Source organism: Echinicola strongylocentroti, from assembly GCF_003260975.1.
GTDB classification, from domain to species: Bacteria; Bacteroidota; Bacteroidia; order Cytophagales; family Cyclobacteriaceae; genus Echinicola; species Echinicola strongylocentroti.
In genome coordinates, this window is record NZ_CP030041.1 from 3519268 (window position 1) to 3540394 (window position 21127).

Sequence of the window (21127 nt, forward strand, 5' to 3'; positions counted from 1 at the left end):
GTAACTTATAATTCTAAAAACAATGAAAAAGATCTTTGTAGCTTTTACCTTATTGGTATTTGCTGCGCTTCCCCAACTCGCTTTTGCCCAGCAAGGGACAATTCGAGGAAATATTATAGACGAAGGTTTAGGAGAACCTTTGATCGGGGTTTCTGTTTTGGTCAAAGAAACACAAACCGGTGCTGTTACGGACTTGGATGGGGCTTTTGAAATAAAGCTTGCACCAGGAACTTATTCGCTTGTTGCGTCTTTCATTTCATTTAATAAAGTAGAGATCAGTGAGGTAGAGGTAAAGGCCGGAGAGGTCACTGTGCTGCGTGATATCAAGATGGGTGAAGCTACCGAAGAACTGGAATCCGTAGTGGTATCAGCCAAAGCCATCAGGACTACGGAGGCTGCCTTGATGACCGTAAAGCGGAATGCTGCCAATGTCATTGACGGGATCTCTGCCTCTACCTTTCGCAAGATCGGGGACAGTGATGCTGCTTCTGCCATCAAAAGGGTGACAGGTGTATCCATCGAAGGAGGAAAGTATGTATATATCCGTGGATTGGGAGACCGATATACCAAGACCGTACTGAACGGTGTGGATATTCCAGGGCTTGATCCAGACAGAAATTCCATCCAAATGGACATCTTCCCTACCAACGTAGTGGATAATATTATCGTCTCCAAGTCCTTTACCAGTAATCTCCCAGCGGATTTTACCGGAGGTGTAGTGGATATCGAAACCAAGGATTTCCCAGAAGAAAAAACATTTAAAGTAAGTGTAAGTGGCGGTTATAATCCTTCCATGCACTTTAACAGTAACTACCTTCGTGTGAATGGTAGTGGCACCGACTTTTTAGGCTTTGATAATGGCTATCGGGATATTCCAACTGGTGGTAGCACAGATATTCCCCAGTACGCCCAAGTAGTAGGTAATCCTGATGGTCCAAGAGGACAAGAATACCAAAGCATCCTGAGAGGATTTAATCCAACCATGGGAGGTTACCGTGACGGTAGCTTAATGGACATGAGCCTAGGACTTACCTTTGGTAACCAAGTGGCTGTAGGGAATGACAATAAGTTGGGATATAACTTGGCCTTGACCTACAGCAATGAAACTACTTATTTCCAAGATGCTGAGTATAACCTATTTGGTAAGCCGAGTAATGCGGGAGAGTATGAATTGACTCCACTGGAAACACAGAAGGGTGACTATGGTGTCAATAATGTTTTGCTTGGTGGAATGGCTGGTGTGGCCTATAAAACTGGCCTATCCAAATTCAAATTAAATTTCCTTCGTCTTCAAAACGGAGAATCCAAAGTGGGACAATTTGATTTTGAAAGTACTAATGTAGGGGCCGTTTTTGGCGCCGACCAGTACAATATCGAATATAGCGAACGCTCTTTGACCAATGTCCTATTGAGTGGTGAGCATAAAATCGGGCCAACGAACGATTGGGAGCTGAACTGGAAACTGTCTCCAACACGGTCGGTAATCAACGATCCAGATGTAAGAATACTTCGGTTTAGAGATACCAATAATTCCATTTCGACAGAAGTGGGACTTCCTGAACGTATCTGGAGAAACCTCGAAGAGGATAACCTAGTGGGTAAAGTAGATGTGATCAAAAATTATACTTTCAGAGATCAGGCAGCCAAATTTGGATTCGGAACCAGTTATACCTATAAGCAACGGGATTTCTTGATTCAGAGCTTCCAGTTCCAAATGGGAGATAACAATACTACGAATCCTTTTACCGGAGATCCCAATTCAGTTTTTACCGAAGATAGGCTATTTTCTTCCGATCACGTAAATGGTATTCGTTATGATCCATTGTTCTTGCCAAACAATCCAAACGAGTATAACGCCAGCATCAATAACCTAGGGGTGTATGTCAATACCGAAATTAACCCTTGGGAAAAGCTTAAAGCGATTGTTGGGGTGAGAATGGAGATGTACCAGCAGTATTATACTGGCAAAAACCAAACTGCTACTATCGTTTATGATAATGAAAAAGTACTGGATGACACGGATTTCTTTCCTACGCTAAACTTGATTTATGATTTAGGAGAAACCCAAAACTTACGTTTTTCCTACGCCAGAACCATTGCGAGACCGTCGTTTAAAGAGATGTCCTATGCAGAGATACTGGATCCAATCTCCGGTCGTACATTTGTTGGTGGCTTGTTTGAAGAAACTACCAATGGCGGTACAGAAGTACTTTGGGACGGTAATCTACAGTCTACAAGAATCCATAACTTGGATGCGCGATGGGAAATGTTCCCTAAGCGGGGAGAGATCTTCTCTGCCAGCCTTTTCTATAAGAAGTTTGGCAATCCAATCGAAATGGTGCAGTTCCTTTCTGATCCTGGCTCTTTTCAACCAAGGAACGTAGGGGATGGACAAGTGACTGGGGTAGAACTCGAAGTGAGAAAATCACTGGATATCATTACTCCGGCAGCAGAAAACTTCTTCTTTAATGCCAACCTGACCTTTACCCAGTCCAGCATCCAGATGTCTGAGTCTGAGTTGCGGTCAAGGGAACTTTCTGCTAGGGAGGGCGAAGAGATTTCTTCCACTAGGGATATGTCCGGACAGGCTCCTTATATCATCAACACTGGGTTGGCCTATGAAAACTGGGAATCCGGATGGGAAGCTGGTGTGTACTATAATGTGCAGGGAAGCACGCTTTCTTATGTAGGTTTTGGTAACAGAACAGATACATACACAGTACCTTTCCACAGCTTGAACCTTAACATCAACAAGTCTTTCGGTCCTGATGAGCGGTTCCAGACCGGTCTGAAAGTAACCAACTTGCTGAATGATAAGAAAGAGGAAGTGTTCAGCAGCTATAATGCCGCTGACCAAATCTTCACTAGCCTGTCCCCAGGTACGGAGATCAGCATCAAGCTAGGGTATTCCTTCTGATAATTGTGCCTTCAATAGTTAGTTAATTAACCTTTATCATACGAAAACGTGGGTAGAAATATCCACGTTTTTTTTCTTTTATTTTTTTATATTTCAACCATGTATTTGTTGTGCTTAGATTTACTAGGCCATGACATGAACATTACTGTTTTACTCCTATCGTGTTATGAATAAGAAATTGCTACTATTACTTTTTGTTGTTTTGGGAAATAATCTTTTTGCTCAGGACTTTGTCCCATTACAGGATTTTATTCCCTTGAATAAATACAAAATAGAAATCAAGGATTTGGATAAGTACAAAGTCTGCTATTACAAGAAACTTTTGATAGATGACACTCATGAAAAATATGCTGTTATATATGATACTTTGTACAGAGTTTATCAAGAGAATTACACCTATTTTGCTATTGAGAATAAACCTTCAAAATTTGTTGAAGTGACTTTTAACGACGAGGGGGATACCACAGATGTCACTTATATTGATTATGTGAGAAAAATCAGAAAATGGGCTTATTATGACCAAGGGGAAGAGTTTGCAGCATTTGAATACAGTAATGGTGCTGTTTCTGGTTGGAAAATAAACGAAGCCGGTAAAAAAGTGATTACCGATATCGACGAATATTTGGCACGGCCAAAAGTATCTAAAGATAGACATTCCAATTTTTTAATTAGGAGGATGAAGTACCCAAAAGACTGTCGCCGAAAAGGGATCGAAGGAAGTGTCAAATTAAATCTCAAGATAGATTCCGAAGGAAAATTGATTGGAATTGATGTGATGAACCCTGAGGATGTTGATTTGAGCTTACAGCATGAGGAAGTTAGGGTAATGTCACTGTACCCTTGGGACTTTATACCCGCTCAGGACAGGTCAGGAAACCCCGTTGAAAGCGAGTTAGGCCAGCCCATTAAATTTAGACTTTAACAATTTTTAAAAATAAAATCAGTGAAAATCTGCCCAAGCAGCGCTGTCTGCGTTCCATTAAAAAACGACGCACCTTATTCATCATCTTTCCAACCTTAAACCCGGAATATGCATTAGCCTATCTACGCCACGGCGCACAGGTGTTGCGACCTTAAACTGCTTCAAAATCAGCCGTTTCACTTTAGTTTTTGGCATAACCGTAGCGGTGCTACGCTAATGCCTCCAAACTAACTGATTTTCTTGCAATTTCAGCTCTCACTACGATTCCTAACGCATAATCCGGGTTAAACCTTCCAGCTTCAACCCGATCATTTGGTTTTCTTGCGTCTGGCGTATTTGCCTTTTGGGCATTGGCAGTCGTCGATCATGAAGCGGGCGCCACGTCTGGTGCCGTCTTCCAAGGTGGTCCAAGCGGAAGCGTTGGAGGAAAAGCTGGTGCCATAGTCATCGTCGTCTCTGGTGCGGACCCTTCCTTGGGTCAGTATGGTGAGCTTAGAAGCCAGTTGGTTATGGTGGGCTTCTATCAAGTTTAGGCTGACAGTACTTTCATTGCTGACTGGAACGGGTCCTCTGGGATGTGGGTTCGTCTGAGTTGGTTTGCTGACATTATCGCTATTGCCTTGTCGTTCCAGGTAGCGTTCCAAGTTGGACTTTACCACGTACTTCACCCCTAGCTTTTGATGGGCCAAGGCCAAGTCCTCAGCGGTTTCTACGGATTTGATACCATTGACCAGGAGGTCATATTCCAATTCGTACCAACGAAAGACGTGTTGGAACCCTTGGTCTTTCAATAACCCGATCACGATATTGTTCAGTGCGGTGTTTTCAGACATTGTAAGGGCCGGCAAGTGGATATCGACTACTACCGTATCCTGTTTGTCCATGCAGACTGTGCAGTATTGGTTTTTGATAATGGTGGACTTGGTCGAGCAGGAAAACAGCAACAGCCCAAAAATAAGTAAAATGACTGTGGCAAAAAATCTTCTATTCATAACCCAAAGAAATAAAAAAAATGACGCTTATAACAGGCAATAGATGACAAAACCCTTGATTAATGTCCTTAAAATGGGTGATTAATAATGGTCGCTGCCGGTGATTCGAAAGTCTTGGATAAAATCCCCCAATCTTCTGATTTTTTCATTTTTCAATATACCATCAATTTTCCACCACTTTCAGGGATTTTTTTATCTTTGGAATGTACGAGCGGTTTTTTGTTGGGATTGTGCACGATGGCGTACGTTCGGGGCTTTTGTATCAAATTGATTTTTCTTAAAACTTCCAGAGATCATGTTAAAGAAACTTAGCAAATTAATAGGCGCCATGCTATTGGTACCTTTTGTCAGTTGGGCACAGGTGGATGCCAAAATCGCCCAGTACCCTGATGTATCTGATTCGCATATCACTTTCAGCTATGGCGGTGACATTTGGGTAGTACCCAAATCGGGAGGCTTGGCCAATCGGCTGACGAGCTCAAAAGGGACAGAGTCCTTCCCCAAGTTTTCACCTGATGGCTCCAAGGTGGCTTTTAGCGGAGTGTATAATGGCAACACAGATGTTTATGTGATGTCCTCCCAAGGTGGTGTTCCGATGCGATTGACCTACCACGGTATGAGTGATCGGATGGTGGACTGGTATGGTGATGGTGAGCAGCTGTTGTTTGCCTCTTCCCGAGAAAGTGAGAAGCAGCGGTACAACCAGTTCTATAAAGTATCAGTGGATGGAGGATTGCCGGAAAAGCTCCCGGTTCCCTATGGGGAGTTTGGCATGATCTCGCCGGATGGCAAGCAGATCGCCTACACGCCAAAAAGTAGGGCGTTCCGTACGTGGAAACGCTATAAGGGAGGAATGGCCACGGATATTTTTACCTTTGACCTGGCGAGCAATGCGGCTGAAAACATCAGCAATAGCATTTATAATGACGAGTTTCCCATGTGGACAGAAGATAAGATCTATTTCCTGTCTGACCGTGGAGAGCACCAGCGAAGCAATATTTACAGCTATGACTTGGCCAGTAAGGAAATGGAGCAAATCACGGATTTTAGTGATTTTGATGTGCTGTTTCCCAGTATTGGAGGAGGGGAAATTGTATTTACCGCTGGGGGTGAGATTTATTTGTTGAACCTGTCATCTGAGGAATATGCAGCAGTGAGTATTCACGTGAGCAGCGATGTGGCTTCATTGATGCCGCGTAAAGAAAGCGTAAAAGGCTATATCCAAAATGTGTGGCCCAGCTATGACGGCAACCGAGCGGTGTTCGAAGCTAGAGGAGAGCTCTTCTCAGTTCCTGCCAAGGATGGCCCAGTGATCAACCTCACGCAGTCTTCCGGTGTGGCGGAGCGCTATCCTTCCTGGTCACCTGACGGCCGCTACGTAGCCTACTGGAGTGATCGCTCAGGAGAATATGAGTTGACAATCAAAGACCTGAAAAACGGCGGTGAGGAAAAAGAGCTCAGTGCTTATGGTGCGGGTTACCGCTATCAGCTATTTTGGTCTCCGGACAGCAAAAAGCTGGCTTTTGTGGACAAGGCGATGGACATTTATGTTTATGATAAGGAAAAAGACAAGACCACTCATGTGGACAAGCAGCTATCCCTGTTTCAATATGGCCTAGATAATTTTTCTGTTTCCTGGTCGCCGGATAGTCGCTACATGGCCTTCGAAAAGAACCTGGCCAATCAGCATAACGCCATTGCCGTTTTTGATACCGAAGAGACCAAACTTCATCAGGTGACTTCGGGTTTTTACAGTGACAATAGTCCTGTCTTTGGGCCGGAAGGCAAGTATTTATACTGCTTGACCAATAGGGATTTTGATCCGGTTTACAGTGACTTTGAGGGCACATGGGTCTATGCCAATGCCACCCAGTTGGCCGCGATTCCTTTGAGCAAGGAAACGGCTTCTCCGTTGGCGCCGAAAAATGATGCGACTTCAGTGAAGGAAGAGGAAAAATCCGATAAGAAAGAGGACAAAGGCAAAAAGGACAAAAAGAAAGACACTGCCGAAGAGGAGGAAAAAGAGGCCGATAAGGCTGTAAAAATCGATTGGGACGGTTTGGAGCGACGGATGGTGGTATTACCGCCAGTAGCGGGCAATTATAGTAGCCTCGGAGCGGTCAAGGGCAAGGTGCTCTACCTGAAGCATCCCGTCACCGGTGCTGAATCCCACCAATCCGAATTGGCCTATTATGATCTGGAAGAACGTGAGTCCAAGACCGTGATGGGCAATGTAAGCGGGTATCGCTTGACGGCAAATGGGGAAAAAGCCTTAGTGGTTTCCCAAGGTTCTTTTGGTGTAATTGGCATCGGAGAGGGCAAAAAGTTGGAAGATAAAATGCCCACAGACAAGATGGAAATGACGCTCGTGCCCAAGGAAGAGTGGCGCCAGATTTTTAATGATGCTTGGCGTTTGGAAAGAGACTTCTTCTACGACCCCAATATGCATGGAGTGGACTGGGAAGCCATGCGCGATCATTATGGCCGATTGATCGATAATGCCATCACCCGGGAAGACGTCAATTACATCATCGGTGAGCTGATCGGGGAGATCAGTGCTTCCCATACCTACAGGGGTGGAGGAGATACAGAAAGTGCATCCAGCAAAGCTGTTGGTTATTTGGGAATTGACTGGGGCGTGAAGAATGATGCTTATTATGTGAAGAAAATCATCCAAGGTGCTCCTTGGGACAATGAGGCAAGGTCGCCGCTGGATGAGGCAGGTGTAGAGGTGAGTGAAGGGGATTTTATTCTTGCCGTAAATGGCGTGCCAATGGACATGGAAAAAGCTCCATGGGCAGCTTTTGAAGAGTTGGCTGGTGAGGCGGTGGAGCTTACCGTAAATGACAAGGCAGACATGGACGGATCCAAAAAAGTAATGGTCAAGACCCTTGGCACGGAAACCCGCTTAAGAAACTTGGCTTGGATAGAGGCCAATAGAAAGCGTGTCGAGGAAGCTACAGAGGGCAAAATCGGCTATATCTACGTTCCTAGTACCGGCTATGACGGACAGCAGGAATTGGCCAGGATGTTTTATGCGCAGTTTGACAAGGAAGGCCTGATCATCGACGAGCGCTTCAACAATGGCGGGCAGATCCCGGATCGGTTTATCGAATTACTTGATAGAGAGCCGCTGGCTTTTTGGGCAGTAAGGGATGGAGAGACTTGGCAGTGGCCACAAGTTGCTAATTTTGGCCCGAAGGTAATGCTGATCAATGGCTGGAGTGGTTCAGGAGGAGATGCCTTTCCGGATTACTTCCGTAAGACAGGCCTTGGTCCGTTGATCGGTACGAGGACTTGGGGTGGCTTGATTGGGATTTCGGGAGCGCCTTCCCTGATTGATGGAGGTGCAGTGACCGTGCCTACCTTTAGGATGTTTGACCCGAGTGGTGAGTGGTTTAAGGAAGGGCATGGAGTGGATCCCGATATCGAAGTGGCGGAGGATCCTACAGCATTGGCCAATGGCACAGATCCACAATTGGAGAAAGCCATCGAGGAAACCTTAAGACTGCTAAAGGAGCACCCTCCCGTCAAGCCAAAAGTGCCGGAATATGAAGTGAAATAAAGCTAAGGATATGAAATAAGTGATGTGACATTTCTATATATAATTCTCCGTAAATGATACCAGTAATCACAGGGAAATTAAATAGGTACTCACAGAAAACATGGAAATCTCAGAAAAGCCTTATTTCATTCTGGGTGTTCTGTGCGTTCCGTGAGAAATAAAACCTACTGGCAATAAAGTGTATAATCAGATTTCTATATATTAAGAATAGCACATTGATCCCAAAATAATAACTTAATCATGCCATGTCTTACAGTCATGGCATGATTTTTTTATGACTAATTGAAGAACCTGTTATTTTTCACTAATTTAAATGACAATACCACATATACATTTATGGTTTTACTGATCCTTTACCTGACGCTGGCGATAGGGGTGTCTTTTTTATGTTCCACGCTGGAAGCAGCATTACTAAGTATTACACCTTCGTACATTGCTACACAGCAGCAAAAGGGGAAAGTCTATGCCAAGCAGCTGATGCGTCTAAAAGAAAACATCAACCAGCCCTTGGCTGCGATCCTATCCTTTAACACCATCGCTCATACGGTAGGCGCTGCCGGGGTGGGGGCGCAAGCTGTGGAGGTTTTTGGCCAGCAGTATTTTGGTTATATTTCCGCTGGGCTGACCATCGCCATCTTGGTGTTTTCGGAAATTATCCCCAAATCCATTGGTGCTAACTACTGGAGGCAACTGGCGCCATTCATCGGCGGAATACTTAAGCTGATGATTTATGGGCTATATCCGCTGGTGAAGGTGTCGGAATATTTGACACAGTTTTTCAAATCCGAAGAACAGCATACCACCAGCCGGGAAGAACTTGCGGCGATGACGACGATCGCCACAAAAGAAGGGATCTTCAAGGAAGATGAGTCGAAAATCATCCAAAACCTGATCCGGTTCAGGTCTATTTTGGTGACCAATGTCATGACGCCCAGGACCGTCACTGTGGCCATGGAGGAAAATGAAACCGTAAAGGATTTTTATGCCCAATCTGATTCCAGAAGGTTTTCGCGTTTTCCAATTTATAATGAAACAATTGACAATATCACTGGTTATATCATGAAGCATGATGTGCTGGCAGAACTTGCAGAAGACCACTTTGGCAAAAAGCTTGTGGAGCTAAAGCGTGAGATTACCATAGTGTATGAAAATTACCCGATTCCGTCGGTTTTAGAAACCATGCTGAACAAGCGGGAGCACATTGCCCTTGTGGTGGACAAATATGGAGGAATGTCAGGTATAGTCACCATGGAGGATATCCTCGAAACACTGCTGGGGATGGAAATTCAGGATGAAAGCGATGAGGAGAAGGACATGCAAGTGCTGGCAAGAAACAAATGGGCCGAAAGGGCCAAAAAGATGGGGCTTATTTTTGATAACCCCGGTGAGAATATTGATTAAAAATCCCTCGGATACTGATTTCATCGAAAGATGCTTGAAAAAATAATAGTGATAGAGAAGCGTATATTCATGAAATAATTTTATCATGCACACTCAATAGAATTTTTATGGAAAAACAATACCCAAGTAGTATTATTCTGGCCGCAAAATTAATCGTCCTATGCCTGACCATAGCGATTGCGTATTTTCTAAAAAGCGTATTGGTGCCATTGATGTTTGCCCTGGTAATATCGATCATGTTGTTCCCTTTATGCAATTTTCTGGAACGGGTCAAATTACCCCGTGCAGCGGCTTCCATAATTTCGGTAATTGTGGCGACATTGATCTTGTCGGGACTGATGTATTTTATAGTGCACCAAGTCATCGTGATAGGAAGAGATGGTCAGGATATCGCTGTCAATTTTGGAAACATCTATGACAGTATCCAAAAATGGTTGGAGTCGACTGTTGGACTGGAACCAGGAGAGTTGACCAATCGCATTAGAGAGCAAGCTCAAAAATCACTTTCAGGTGTCGGGAAATACCTGACATCGGTATTTAGCTCTGCCGGAGGTACTTTGGCCAACGGAATATTGGTGCCGCTTTATACGTTCTTTTTCTTGTATTATCGGGACTTCTTCAAAGATTTCTTGATCCAGGCCGTCAAGGGCGCTTCTGCCAGTAAGGTAGTAGATACCATCAGCAAGATCTATCATGTCATACAGAGCTACTTGTTGGGACTGGTGATGGTCATGGGAATCGTCGCTGTGCTCAATACCGTTGGACTGTTGGTGATGGGGCTTGAGTATGCTTGGTTCTTTGGAACATTGGCGGCCATCTTGATATTGATTCCATACATTGGAGTAGCGATAGGGTCACTGGTGCCGGCATTATTTGCCTTGGCTACGATGGACAGCCCTTGGTATGCACTGGGCGTTATTGGTTGGTTTCAAGTGGTACAGTTTCTGGAAGGGAATTTTATCACACCCAATATCGTGGGAGGAAAGGTAAGCCTGAACCCGTTGGTGGCCATTATTTCATTATTGTTGGGTGGCATGCTATTTGGTTTGGGAGGCTTGATTTTAGCCATTCCAATGGTGGCCGTGATGAAGATTATCTTTGAAATGACAGATGCCACGCAGCCGTTTAGCTTCCTGATAGGAGAGCCTGAAAATGACCATCTTAAAAAAGACTCTTACAACAAACTTCTCGATAAGCATAAGCTCAAAAAAGACGATGATGTTGAGTAAGCGTGACTTAGACCATCGATGACTTGTCAGTGCGGCTCTTCACATGTTAGGCATTTTGTTACTTTGATAAAGTATACGTATTGATAAATCATTCTATATTTTAAATAACCATATACAGTTATGACAAATCTTATTCGTATAATACTTGCAGTTATTTTACCTCCTTTGGGAGTGTTCTTGACCGTCGGGTTGGGCAAGTCCTTTTGGATCAATGTCCTGTTGACTATATTAGGGTTTATTCCAGGTATTATCCATGCCGTATGGATCATTGCAAAGCAGAGTGAGCATTAACTGACTAGACGAACCATTCATTATAGCTGATGCTCTCCAAAAAACGACTGGCCCATATTGTTTTTGAATCTGATGATGCTGCGTCAAAACGCTTTGATGTGGTATTATTAGTGGCCATTTTGGGGAGCGTGACGGTGGCTATTCTGGACTCTGTAAGTGAGCTGCATCAGGCCTACGGGACCGTGTTTTATTTACTGGAGTGGGGGTTTACGTTACTTTTTACGATCGAGTATCTCTTGCGTGTATGGTTGAGCAGGCGGACATTAGGCTATGTGTTGAGCTTTTACGGAATAGTGGATCTCTTGGCGATCTTGCCCACTTATCTAAGCTTGGTAGTGGCCAATAGCCATTTCTTGGCAGTGGTCAGGGCATTACGTTTTCTGAGGGTGCTAAGGGTGCTTAAGCTGGGGCGATATTTGCGCGAGGCACAGGTATTGACTGATGCCTTGTACAATAGCCGCTTGAAGATCCAGGTGTTTCTTGGTTCTGTGGTGACGATCGTTTTGGTCATGGGGACGGTCATGTTTTTTATAGAAGGACCAGAAAGTGGCTTTACCAGCATCCCAACAGCCATGTACTGGGCCATTGTCACCTTGACAACAGTGGGATATGGTGATATATCGCCTGCTACTCCGCTAGGTCAGTTTATGGCTTCCTTGATCATGTTATTGGGATATGCTATCATTGCTGTTCCCACGGGAATCGTCACTTCAGAAATCAGCGCTTCTGCCAAACGAAAGCAACAGGACCAACGGGCCTGTCATACCTGCCATGCCATTGGGCATGATGAAGATGCCTATCACTGTAAATACTGTGGGACAAGGCTCTGATGCCAAATAAAACCCGACATTGTTATTTGTTTTATACCAAGTTGGCCTAACTTTACTGTATTTTAGAGGAAAGGTATGTATGTAGATAAGAAACTCATCAAACAAATCATCGAAAAAGTCATTCTTGTGCTTAGTTTTGCAGGATTTGCCTTGGTGATTTATGAAGAAGGGTTCAAAAAGCCATTTTTGACAGAAACAGATTCTCATTTACTGCTTAAGGTCATGCTGTCAACGATTTGGGCCGGCTACGTTGCGTTGTACTTTTTGGTCAAATCCAAAACAGGAGCTTTTACCAAGAAACGAATATCAGAGCTGATGGCTATACTGATCATCAGTGGTATCTTGGTGTTTATCTTTACGGAATATTCCATTCCGGGGCTTGACATGATCACGCAAGCGACTACCGACCGCTTCTTGGTGGATTTATTGGTGGCCGGAGTGTTTTTAATTGAGCTTTCTAAAGTAAGTTTGGGCGTCAATGAACTCCAATTAAACCCTCCGCTGATATTTATTCTTAGCTTTTTGGTACTGATAGCCATAGGTACGGTGCTGCTGATGTTGCCAAACGCTACTCATGGCCCCATTCACTTGATAGATGCTCTTTTTACTGCCACTAGTGCCGTGTGTGTTACCGGGCTGATTGTACTCGATACGGCCAAGGATTTTACCATTTTTGGACAATTGATCATTATGCTATTGTTCCAGTTGGGCGGCTTGGGGATGATGACCTTTACGAGTTTCTTTGGCTTCTTCTTTCGCGGGAGCTTTAGTATCCAAAACCAGCTTTTCTTGAAGGATTTTATCAATGAGGATAACTTTGGCCAGATATTCAGTACGCTGATGAAAGTGATCCTCTTTACATTTTTGGTCGAAGGGTTGGCCGCTGTATTGATCTTTTTTTCCTTGGACAATGAACTGTTCAATGGCGTAGGGGAAATGATATTCTTCAGTATTTTTCATAGTATTTCGGGCTTCTGCAATGCAGGCTTCAGTATCCTGAGCGACGGCCTTTACGAACAGGGTTTTCGTGACAATTACAACATGCAGTTGATCATAGCATTTTCCATTATTTTGGGAGGGATAGGATTTCCAGTGGTGCTTAGCTACTATGGTTATTTGAGGCATTTTGTCCGTGGGATGTATCGCAAGTTGGTGTATAAAGAAAGTTACCGTCATTTGCCCAGAGTGGTGAATATCGGGACACGATTGATTGTGATCACTACAGCGATATTGATAGTGGTGGGGTTTCTGGGATATTGGATCTTGGAATATGATCACTCCATGGCAGGGCTGGATAGCTATGGCAAGATGGTCACCGCTTTTTTTGGGGCAGTGACACCGCGGACAGCAGGCTTCAATACGGTAGATATGGCGGCACTTTCTGTCCCTACAGTGCTGCTGTACCTTTTGTTGATGTGGATAGGTGCTTCACCAGGCTCCACAGGTGGTGGGCTGAAGACCAGTACATTTGCCGTGGCCATTTTGAGTTCATTCAGTATTGCCAAAGGCAAGGACCGGGTAGAGGTGTTTAGAAGGGAGGTTTCGAGCAGTACTTTGCGAAAGGCTTTTGCGGTCACCTTTCTTTCCTTTATGGTCATAGGGACAGCCATTTTTGCTTTGATGCTATTTGATCGCAATTTGCCATTGTTGAGTGTGGTCTTTGAAGCTTTTTCTGCCTTTTCCACGGTGGGGCTAAGTTTGGGGATCACGGGGAGTTTGAGCTTTGGAAGTAAAATGGTATTGATATTGACCATGTTTATTGGCCGGGTGGGGATACTGACGCTATTAATTGCAATCAGCAAAGAAGTAAAAAACCTGAGCTACCGCTACCCGGAAGAAAGTGTCTTTATTACCTGAGGTCAAGACGTGTCTTGTAGTGAGTCTTGAGATATGAGTCTTGAGTCTTGAGACATGATACAAAAGTCTGCGACTTGAGACTTGAGTCATCCTCCCCTTTTAGGGGAGGTTAGGTGGGGTTATTTTGGAGCAAAGAGAAACACAATAGGATTTTAGTAAATGACTAGCGATTACAATAATTGACAATGAAAACTAATATTAATACGGGCAACACTAATCAGGGAAGTACAAAAATGTCTTTGGAGGTGTTGATTCAATAACTTAATAACTAACGATATGAAATTTATCATAGTAGGGATGGGGAATTTTGGTGCTTATTTGGCTGCCCGTCTGACCGATAAGGGCCATGAGGTCATCGGTGTGGACAGTAAAATGTCCAAAATAGAAGGAGTCAAGGAAAAGGTAACCCATACCATCTGTATGAATGCCACTGACAAGCAGGCAGTCAAAAACTTGCCAATCAAAGATACTGACGTCGTGCTGATCGCCATCGGGGAAGACATGGGTGCATCCATTATGGCCACGGCTGTGTTTAAGGAGCTGCAGGCCAAGAGAATCATTAGTCGAGCCATTACCAATACCCACGAGACGGTCATCAAGGCCATTGGTGTCGATGAAATCATCCATCCCGAGGAAGAAACTGCCGAGCGCTTGGCCAAGAAATTGGAGATGAAGGGGGTGATCGACAGTTTTGATATTTCTGATGGGTATAATATCGTAGAGGTGAATGCGCCAAAAGACTTTATCGGTAAGACTATTGGTGAAACAGACGTCAGAAACAGCTTTAATGTCAATATCCTGACGATTATCAAAGTAAGGAACCGCCCCAATCTCTTTGGCAATATGCAAGAACGACAGAAGGTGTTGGGCGTCGTCAGTGGCAGCACTGTCATTGAGGAAAATGATATCTTAGTGCTTTTTGGCGACTTTAAGGATATCCAAAAGATTTTGGACCTGAATGAGGGGTAATAGGGGCGTCTGGTTAGGCCCACTGGGAAATTGGAGGATGTAAAAACCCGGAGGCTGTTTCATGTTTTGGTGCTATTGAGGTCGTAGCGATAGCGAAGAACAGCGACCCCTTCTTATAACCTCAGGTCGATTATAAAACCGTTTCCGTACAGTGGTCGGACCATGCACTGCGAGCCTGTCTGAAGCCAAACAGGGCTTAGGGGAGATTTGAGGGGATGGAAGCCGTGGCAGCTTAGCTGTTCGAGATTTATAATCTCGAACCGAGATAAGGGGGATTTGAAATCCCCCTAGGCCATTTATGAACAGTGTAGGTGTCAATAATCATATGTTTCTCAGGGATTTACAGATGTTAGCTTGACGGCTATGATTTATGAGACAGCCTCTAGATTTTTTGACTTCTAAGCTTACTTTTTTTGATTATACGCTTTCTTGCCAGTAGACTTTATTTCTCACAGAACGCACAGAATACTCAGAATAAAATAAGGCTTTTCTGAGATTTCAGCGGTTTCTGTGAGCACCTATTTACTATTTCTGTGATTACTGGTGTCATTGCGGATATACATATTACTTTTTCAACAAAAACACCGTCAAGCTTCTTGGGCCATGGGCACCGATGACCAGGGACTGCTCGATATCTGCGGTCTTAGAAGGGCCGGCGATAAACACACCGTAGCCACCATCTGCCACATTGACCTTTTCGTAGGCATCGTGCATATTGGTGAGTAAAGTTTCTTCGCGGATGACAATGATCAGGTGCTGGGCGATAAAGGGGAGTACACGATGGACGACATTCTTTTCTGGCATCCAGATGGCTCCGTTTTCGGAAACCCCTAGCTCTCCCTTCAGAATGGCCAACTCTACATGCTCTAGGTCGTGTGGGTCGGAGATTTTGCTTACGTCCACATTTCCATTTACCTCGTCCACCAAGGAGGCGATGAGCTGGTCACTAGCATAGTTTTCCCTTACGAAAGCTTCCAATTCTTCCAAAGAATCCACTACTTGTAATTTGCCACCATTGCCAGTGAGGCCCTTTTCGTAGCGCTCTATAAGGTTGGTTTCATCGGGAAACTTAAGCAAATCCGGTAAGGGAGTTGCTGCGGGTTTGTTTTTTTTGATGGCTCCTAATATAGCTTCCTTGCTGCTCATTGTTTTCTGTTTTTCTTATACCATTCCTTAAAACTCTCCTCGGGGACTTCTGGTAGGTCACGGTGCTTGCCCCAGACATTGATACTGCTGTACACCAGACTGTGTGGGGTGTATTTAAGGGCAGTTCTTGCCACTTTTCCGGCCAGATCATACAGGACTGGCTTGCCAAAAGTCATTCCGGCCACCTTCATGGACAGTTGTTTGCTTCGGTCCATATTGGTGTGTTCGGCGATTACCTGACGCCATTTGTACAGCTGTTCGTGGATGTTGATCTTCACGGGGCATACATCTGAGCAGGAGCCACAAAGCGTCGATGCAAATGGCAGTGTGCTGTATTTCTTCAAATCCCTCCCAGGAGACAGGATAGACCCAATCGGTCCAGGAACAGTGTAGTTATAGCTATGCCCTCCGCTACGTCTGTATATGGGGCAGGTATTCATACAGGCACCACAACGGATGCATTTAAGGGAGTTTTTAAAATCTTCCCGGCCAAGCTGATCTGTTCTGCCATTGTCCACCAAGATGATGTACATCTTTTTTCCTTCGGCAGGACGGTGGAAGTGAGAGCTGTAATTGGTGATGCTCTGTCCTGTAGCGCTTCGCGCCAAAAGCCGGAGAAATACACCCAAGTCAGCGGCACGAGGGATCAGTTTTTCGATGCCCATGCAGGCGATGTGGACATCGGCCAAGTGCGTGCCCATGTCTGCATTGCCCTCATTGGTGCAGACCACAAAACCGCCCGTCTCCGCTATACCGAAGTTGACGCCGGTAATGGCAGCATTGGCTTCTACAAACTTTTTGCGTAAGTGCTGTCTTGCCGCTTCGGTAAGGTAGTTGGGGTCACTGGCACCTTCTTTGGTGCCGATATGATTGTGGAAGATCTCGCCTATATCCTGCTTTTTGAGGTGAATGGCGGGCAAGACGATATGGCTTGGGGTCTGTTTGGCAAACTGGATAATGCGTTCGCCCAAATCCGTGTCCACGACATCATAACCTTTCTTTTCCAAGTAATGGTTGAGGCCGCATTCCTCAGTGAGGATGGATTTACTTTTGACAATATTGCTGACCTTGTTTTCTTGGAGGATACGATAGACATGTTGATTGTGCTCTACGGCATCCTTGGCCCAGAGTACTTCTACCCCATTGGCTTTTGCGTTGGACTCAAACTGTTCCAGTAGCTCACCTAAATGTGAAAGGACGTAATCTTTGGTGGCGGATGCCGTATCCCGCAAGGTCTCCCACTCAGGGATGCCCTGGGCAGAACGGTCCCTGTTGGAGCGTACATGCCAGAGGGTTTCGTCATGCCAATGGGTTCTGGCGTCGTCTTTTATGAATGCTGCCGCTTCTTCGGCGTGGGTCTTTCCTTTCATGCTACCATTATATTATGCTGTTGTCTCTGACACGAGACTATCAAAGGCTAGTTTTCGTACGTTGAGCTGCAAGCTCATATTGATCGTACCAGGGCACACCCCTTAGGTACAACGGGTTATCTCTAAAATCTCACATCTTGAGTATCAAGTCTCACTACTCTCTACTACTTCATTTCCATTCAGGATTTCGGCGATATGCATCACTTTGATGGGGCTTTTTTGGCGTTTGAGCAGGCCTTCCATGTGCATAAGACAGGACATGTCAGCTCCAGTGAGCACTTCTACACCATTGCGCTGATGATCTGCAATGCGGTCCTTTCCCATGGTGACAGAAATGGCTTCTTCGGCAATCGCAAATGTTCCTCCAAAGCCACAGCATTCATCTTTGCGGTCCAGTTCGACCATTTGGATGTTATTTACCATGTTCAATAGGGAAAGCGGCTTGTTGAATTCTGGATCCATTCGTTCCGAACATTTGGCCAAACGAAGCCCGCGAAGGCCGTGGCAGCTCGAATGGAAGCCTACTTTGTGGGGAAAACTTGCATTCACGTGATCCACTTTCAGAATGTCTGTGAGAAACTCACACAGTTCGTAGATCTTGGGAGCCCCTTCGGTTTTTGGGAGGACATGGTCCTTGACATGGAGCGTACAGCTGCCAGAAGGTGCCACGATGTATTCAAACTCACCAAAGTTTTTCATGAATAGATCGGCGGAATCTTTCCCATATTTTCCATAGCCGGAATTGGCCATGGGCTGGCCGCAGCAGGTCTGGGAAAGGGGATAAACGACTTCCACGCCGTATTTTTCCAGAAGCTCCAAGGTAGCTTGAGCCGCTCCGGGATAAAACTGGTCTACATAACAAGGTATAAAGAGTCCTACTCGCATAGTTTTATAAATTCGATTCCCCAATATAGGATTGGCAGTGCAACTGTTCATCCTGCACCATACTGTTTATATGTCTTCGGCAAATGCCCACTTAGCAATAGCGTTGTCCATTAGCGGTATTCTGGAGACGCATCCTGCATATAGGTACTGTTGAATAGACTTGTCGTTTGGTGGGCAGGAAAGTAAAGTACACCATTGGCCATGAAATGTTTTATATTTCCGACATTCCTTAGGAAATACTATCTAAATTTTACCCTAAAGGTACCTTAAATAAACCTAAAAAATCAATTAACAGCTTCATGAATAATAGTCATTTCTTTGCAGCTTTTTTCATTTTCTTGGCTCAAACAAGCCTCTTGTTTGCTCAAGAAGGACAAGAAAGTCTGTCAAACGACCAAAACACTTACCTTATCTCTGCAGGAAACAAAAACCTGCAGTTACAGTTTCACTCACCTGATGTCTTTCGCGTAAAGACCTTTTGGGGCGAGCAGCCCGAGGAGCAATATTCCTATATGCTCAAGCAGCAGGCATTTGACTTGCTTCCTGTCAAATCCACCAAGGATGAAGGGACCTTTATCTTCGAGACAGGCAGACTAACAGTGAAAGTGGACCAATACAGCTTAAACCTAATGGTGTATGACTCCCAAGGAAACCTCCTTTCTGGTGAAGAGGTCTCAGACGCTGACGGTGGTGCCTATCAGGATACCGACGCCGTGGGAGCGATTAAAACGCTTCAGCCGGATGAGCACTTTTTTGGCTTTGGCGAACGCATGGATTTTCTTGACCGTCGGGGCAAGGAAGTGGACTTGAATGTAGGTAGAGGATTGGGAAGACCCCATATCATCGGCGCGTATAATGTCATGGAAGCCAATTACGCTCCAGTACCGTTCTTTATGAGCACAAAGGGTTACGGTATCTTTTTCCATAATTCCTATGCCACCCATTGGGACCTCGGCTCGGAGAGCAATGAGCACCTGAGCTTCGAGGCAGAAGGTGGTGAGCTGGATTATTTCTTTATGTATGGACCTGATTTCCCCAAGTTGCTTTATCATTATACCGGTCTGACAGGCCGGTCACCATTATTGCCGCGTTTTGCGCATGGCCTTCACGTGGGTACTTACAGTGGTGGTACTTGGGGACATGAAGAGATGACCAGTACGCACTATGTGGTGGGGCTGGCCAGAAAATACAGGGAAAAAGGAATTCCTTTTGATGTCTTGCACTTGGATTCTACATGGAGGATGTTTGGTGAAAATGGCGGAAGTGGAGCCACCACTTTTGAGTGGAGGGAAACTTTCAAGGATCCGGCGAGTATGTTTGACAGCCTCTATGCGATGGATATCAATATGGTGGGACTGCACCTGAGGCCGCGGTTTGACAATGGTAAGCAGCTGGATTTGCTTAATCAGGCCAGGGCCAAAGGCTATGTATATCCTGAAGAAGACAATCCTGGTGAATTTGTGAATTTCTTTGATGAAGAAGCCGTGGATTGGTGGTGGGACAATGGCGTGATGCGCATTGCGGAAATTGGAGCCATGTTCCTGAAAACTGATGAAGGAAGTGCTTTTGGCCGTAAGGCAAATGAAAGTGACAAGACCGGCCCTCGGACGGAAGAAGCCAGAAGGCTACATAATGTCTTTCCCGTGGCTTATGCCAAAGCTCCTTATGAGAAATTTAAAGAATATAACGGTATGCGCGGCATGAACCACACCCGTGAAGGGTACGCCGGTATCCAGCGATATCCCTTTATCTGGGCAGGAGACTGGCCAAGCGAATGGCAGTATTACGGCCCGGTGATCAAAGCAGGGATCAATGTAGGCTTATCTGGCGTTGGGTATTGGTCGCATAATATGGGCGGTTTTGAGCATGATGCAGATCCGGAACTGTTTGCCAGGTGGGTGCAGTTTGGGATGTTCAGTCCAGTGGCGCACGTTTTTGGGATGGATCATCCCGGATATAAGGAGCCTTGGAACTATGGTGACAAGGCAGAGGAGATCTTTACGCAGTATGATAAACTACGGTATCGCCTGATCCCTTACATCTATACGACTGCGTTCCAGCAGTATCAATCGGGTACACCGATCATGCGGGCATTGGTATTGGAGCATCAAGAAGACTACAATACCTATACAGTGGATGATCAATATTACTTTGGTGACCAGATGATCGTATGTCCCGTGCTGACCAAAGAGGCGCAAACCAGAACGGTGTATTTGCCAGAAGGCACTTGGTATGACTATTGGGATGGTACCAAATATGAAGGCAAGCAGTACTATAATATTGTCACACCTCTCGAGGAACTACCGATCTTCGTGAAAGAAGGGGCGATTATCCCTATGCAGGATGAAGTGGCTTATGATAATAAAGAAGCTTATGGCACGATCACCCTCGACATTTTCCCAGGAGCATCTTCCCGATACCGTCTTTTTGAAGATGATGGGGTGTCCGAGAAGTACATGGATGGCCATTATGCAGAAACCCTCTTTCAAGCCACATCGGAAGGAGATGGTTTGGAAGTTCGGGTAGGTAAATCAGAGGGTGCTTACGATCCTGGTGCACGCAGTTATGTCTTAAAAATCCATACTGAAACCGAGCCGACTGAGGTAATGCTGAATGGAGAAGATCTTGCGCAATTGGATGCCGCTGCTATCAAGGAAGGTAACGCTGGCTGGGCGTATGATGCAGAAGCCAAGGTGCTTTGGGCAGGAGGAGAAAAAAATGCTGATGAAGAAATTTGGTTTGATATCAAGTAA

Annotated in this window: 14 protein-coding genes; 10 read left to right on the forward strand and 4 right to left on the reverse strand. The window is 45.1% G+C overall.

Annotated features, from left to right (window positions below):
• Positions 1–22: 22 nt before the first annotated feature.
• Both DN752_RS13755 and DN752_RS13760 read left to right on the forward strand, forming a co-directional pair.
• Positions 23–2917, forward strand: coding sequence for a TonB-dependent receptor (locus DN752_RS13755; RefSeq protein WP_112784482.1), 2895 nt, complete (start codon positions 23–25; stop codon positions 2915–2917).
• A gap of 166 nt (positions 2918–3083) precedes the next feature.
• Entirely contained in the window at positions 3084–3839 is a 756-nt protein-coding gene (locus DN752_RS13760) for an energy transducer TonB (RefSeq protein ID WP_112784483.1), read from the forward strand.
• Between the two features lie 308 nt (positions 3840–4147).
• Here DN752_RS13760 and DN752_RS13765 read toward each other — a convergent pair whose 3' ends face one another.
• Positions 4148–4831, reverse strand: coding sequence for a hypothetical protein (locus tag DN752_RS13765; RefSeq protein WP_112784484.1), 684 nt, complete (start codon positions 4829–4831; stop codon positions 4148–4150).
• A 295-nt stretch (positions 4832–5126) separates the two neighbouring features.
• Between DN752_RS13765 and DN752_RS13775 the strand changes: the two genes are divergently transcribed.
• The 7 genes from DN752_RS13775 (at position 5127) to DN752_RS13805 (ending at position 14973) form a co-directional block, all read left to right on the forward strand.
• A complete protein-coding gene (locus tag DN752_RS13775; RefSeq protein WP_112784486.1) occupies positions 5127–8396 on the forward strand; it encodes a S41 family peptidase in 3270 nt (1089 codons plus the stop codon).
• 336 nt (positions 8397–8732) lie between these two features.
• Positions 8733–9797, forward strand: coding sequence for a hemolysin family protein (locus DN752_RS13780; RefSeq protein WP_112784487.1), 1065 nt, complete (start codon positions 8733–8735; stop codon positions 9795–9797).
• A gap of 107 nt (positions 9798–9904) precedes the next feature.
• Complete coding sequence (locus DN752_RS13785) at positions 9905–11026, forward strand: AI-2E family transporter (protein ID WP_112784488.1); 1122 nt, start codon at positions 9905–9907, stop codon at positions 11024–11026.
• Between the two features lie 120 nt (positions 11027–11146).
• Positions 11147–11317, forward strand: a complete 171-nt coding sequence (locus DN752_RS13790; RefSeq protein WP_112784489.1) for a YqaE/Pmp3 family membrane protein — start codon at positions 11147–11149, stop codon at positions 11315–11317.
• A gap of 26 nt (positions 11318–11343) precedes the next feature.
• A complete protein-coding gene (locus DN752_RS13795) occupies positions 11344–12147 on the forward strand; it encodes an ion transporter (protein ID WP_112784490.1) in 804 nt (267 codons plus the stop codon).
• Positions 12148–12222: 75 nt separating this feature from the next.
• Complete coding sequence (locus DN752_RS13800; RefSeq protein WP_112784491.1) at positions 12223–14004, forward strand: TrkH family potassium uptake protein; 1782 nt, start codon at positions 12223–12225, stop codon at positions 14002–14004.
• Positions 14005–14280: 276 nt separating this feature from the next.
• Positions 14281–14973, forward strand: coding sequence for a potassium channel family protein (locus DN752_RS13805; RefSeq protein ID WP_112784492.1), 693 nt, complete (start codon positions 14281–14283; stop codon positions 14971–14973).
• 564 nt (positions 14974–15537) lie between these two features.
• Here the strand turns inward: DN752_RS13805 and DN752_RS13810 are convergent.
• The 3 genes from DN752_RS13810 to DN752_RS13820 all read right to left on the reverse strand — a co-directional run bounded on the left by DN752_RS13810 (position 15538) and on the right by DN752_RS13820 (position 18374).
• Entirely contained in the window at positions 15538–16119 is a 582-nt protein-coding gene (locus tag DN752_RS13810) for a LutC/YkgG family protein (protein WP_112784493.1), read from the reverse strand.
• Complete coding sequence (locus DN752_RS13815; RefSeq protein WP_112784494.1) at positions 16116–17489, reverse strand: lactate utilization protein B; 1374 nt, start codon at positions 17487–17489, stop codon at positions 16116–16118. The genes DN752_RS13810 and DN752_RS13815 overlap by 4 nt, the downstream gene beginning before the upstream one ends.
• Before the next feature lie 144 nt (positions 17490–17633).
• The gene (locus DN752_RS13820) at positions 17634–18374 is read right to left on the reverse strand and encodes a (Fe-S)-binding protein (RefSeq protein WP_112784495.1); all 741 of its coding nucleotides are present in this window, start codon (positions 18372–18374) and stop codon (positions 17634–17636) included.
• A gap of 299 nt (positions 18375–18673) precedes the next feature.
• On the opposite strand from DN752_RS13820, the gene DN752_RS13825 reads away from it, so the two are divergent.
• Complete coding sequence (locus DN752_RS13825; RefSeq protein ID WP_112784496.1) at positions 18674–21127, forward strand: glycoside hydrolase family 31 protein; 2454 nt, start codon at positions 18674–18676, stop codon at positions 21125–21127.

What these genes read in the sequence shown, in the direction of transcription:
- DN752_RS13755 (WP_112784482.1), top strand. Translation starts at nt 23, where the DNA reads ATGAAAAAGATCTTTGTAGCTTTTACCTTATTGGTATTTGCTGCGCTT.
- DN752_RS13760 (WP_112784483.1), top strand. Translation starts at nt 3,084, where the DNA reads ATGAATAAGAAATTGCTACTATTACTTTTTGTTGTTTTGGGAAATAAT.
- DN752_RS13765 (WP_112784484.1), bottom strand. Translation starts at nt 4,831, where the DNA reads ATGAATAGAAGATTTTTTGCCACAGTCATTTTACTTATTTTTGGGCTG.
- DN752_RS13775 (WP_112784486.1), top strand. Translation starts at nt 5,127, where the DNA reads ATGTTAAAGAAACTTAGCAAATTAATAGGCGCCATGCTATTGGTACCT.
- DN752_RS13780 (WP_112784487.1), top strand. Translation starts at nt 8,733, where the DNA reads ATGGTTTTACTGATCCTTTACCTGACGCTGGCGATAGGGGTGTCTTTT.
- DN752_RS13785 (WP_112784488.1), top strand. Translation starts at nt 9,905, where the DNA reads ATGGAAAAACAATACCCAAGTAGTATTATTCTGGCCGCAAAATTAATC.
- DN752_RS13790 (WP_112784489.1), top strand. Translation starts at nt 11,147, where the DNA reads ATGACAAATCTTATTCGTATAATACTTGCAGTTATTTTACCTCCTTTG.
- DN752_RS13800 (WP_112784491.1), top strand. Translation starts at nt 12,223, where the DNA reads ATGTATGTAGATAAGAAACTCATCAAACAAATCATCGAAAAAGTCATT.
- DN752_RS13805 (WP_112784492.1), top strand. Translation starts at nt 14,281, where the DNA reads ATGAAATTTATCATAGTAGGGATGGGGAATTTTGGTGCTTATTTGGCT.
- DN752_RS13810 (WP_112784493.1), bottom strand. Translation starts at nt 16,119, where the DNA reads ATGAGCAGCAAGGAAGCTATATTAGGAGCCATCAAAAAAAACAAACCC.
- DN752_RS13815 (WP_112784494.1), bottom strand. Translation starts at nt 17,489, where the DNA reads ATGAAAGGAAAGACCCACGCCGAAGAAGCGGCAGCATTCATAAAAGAC.
- DN752_RS13820 (WP_112784495.1), bottom strand. Translation starts at nt 18,374, where the DNA reads ATGCGAGTAGGACTCTTTATACCTTGTTATGTAGACCAGTTTTATCCC.
- DN752_RS13825 (WP_112784496.1), top strand. Translation starts at nt 18,674, where the DNA reads ATGAATAATAGTCATTTCTTTGCAGCTTTTTTCATTTTCTTGGCTCAA.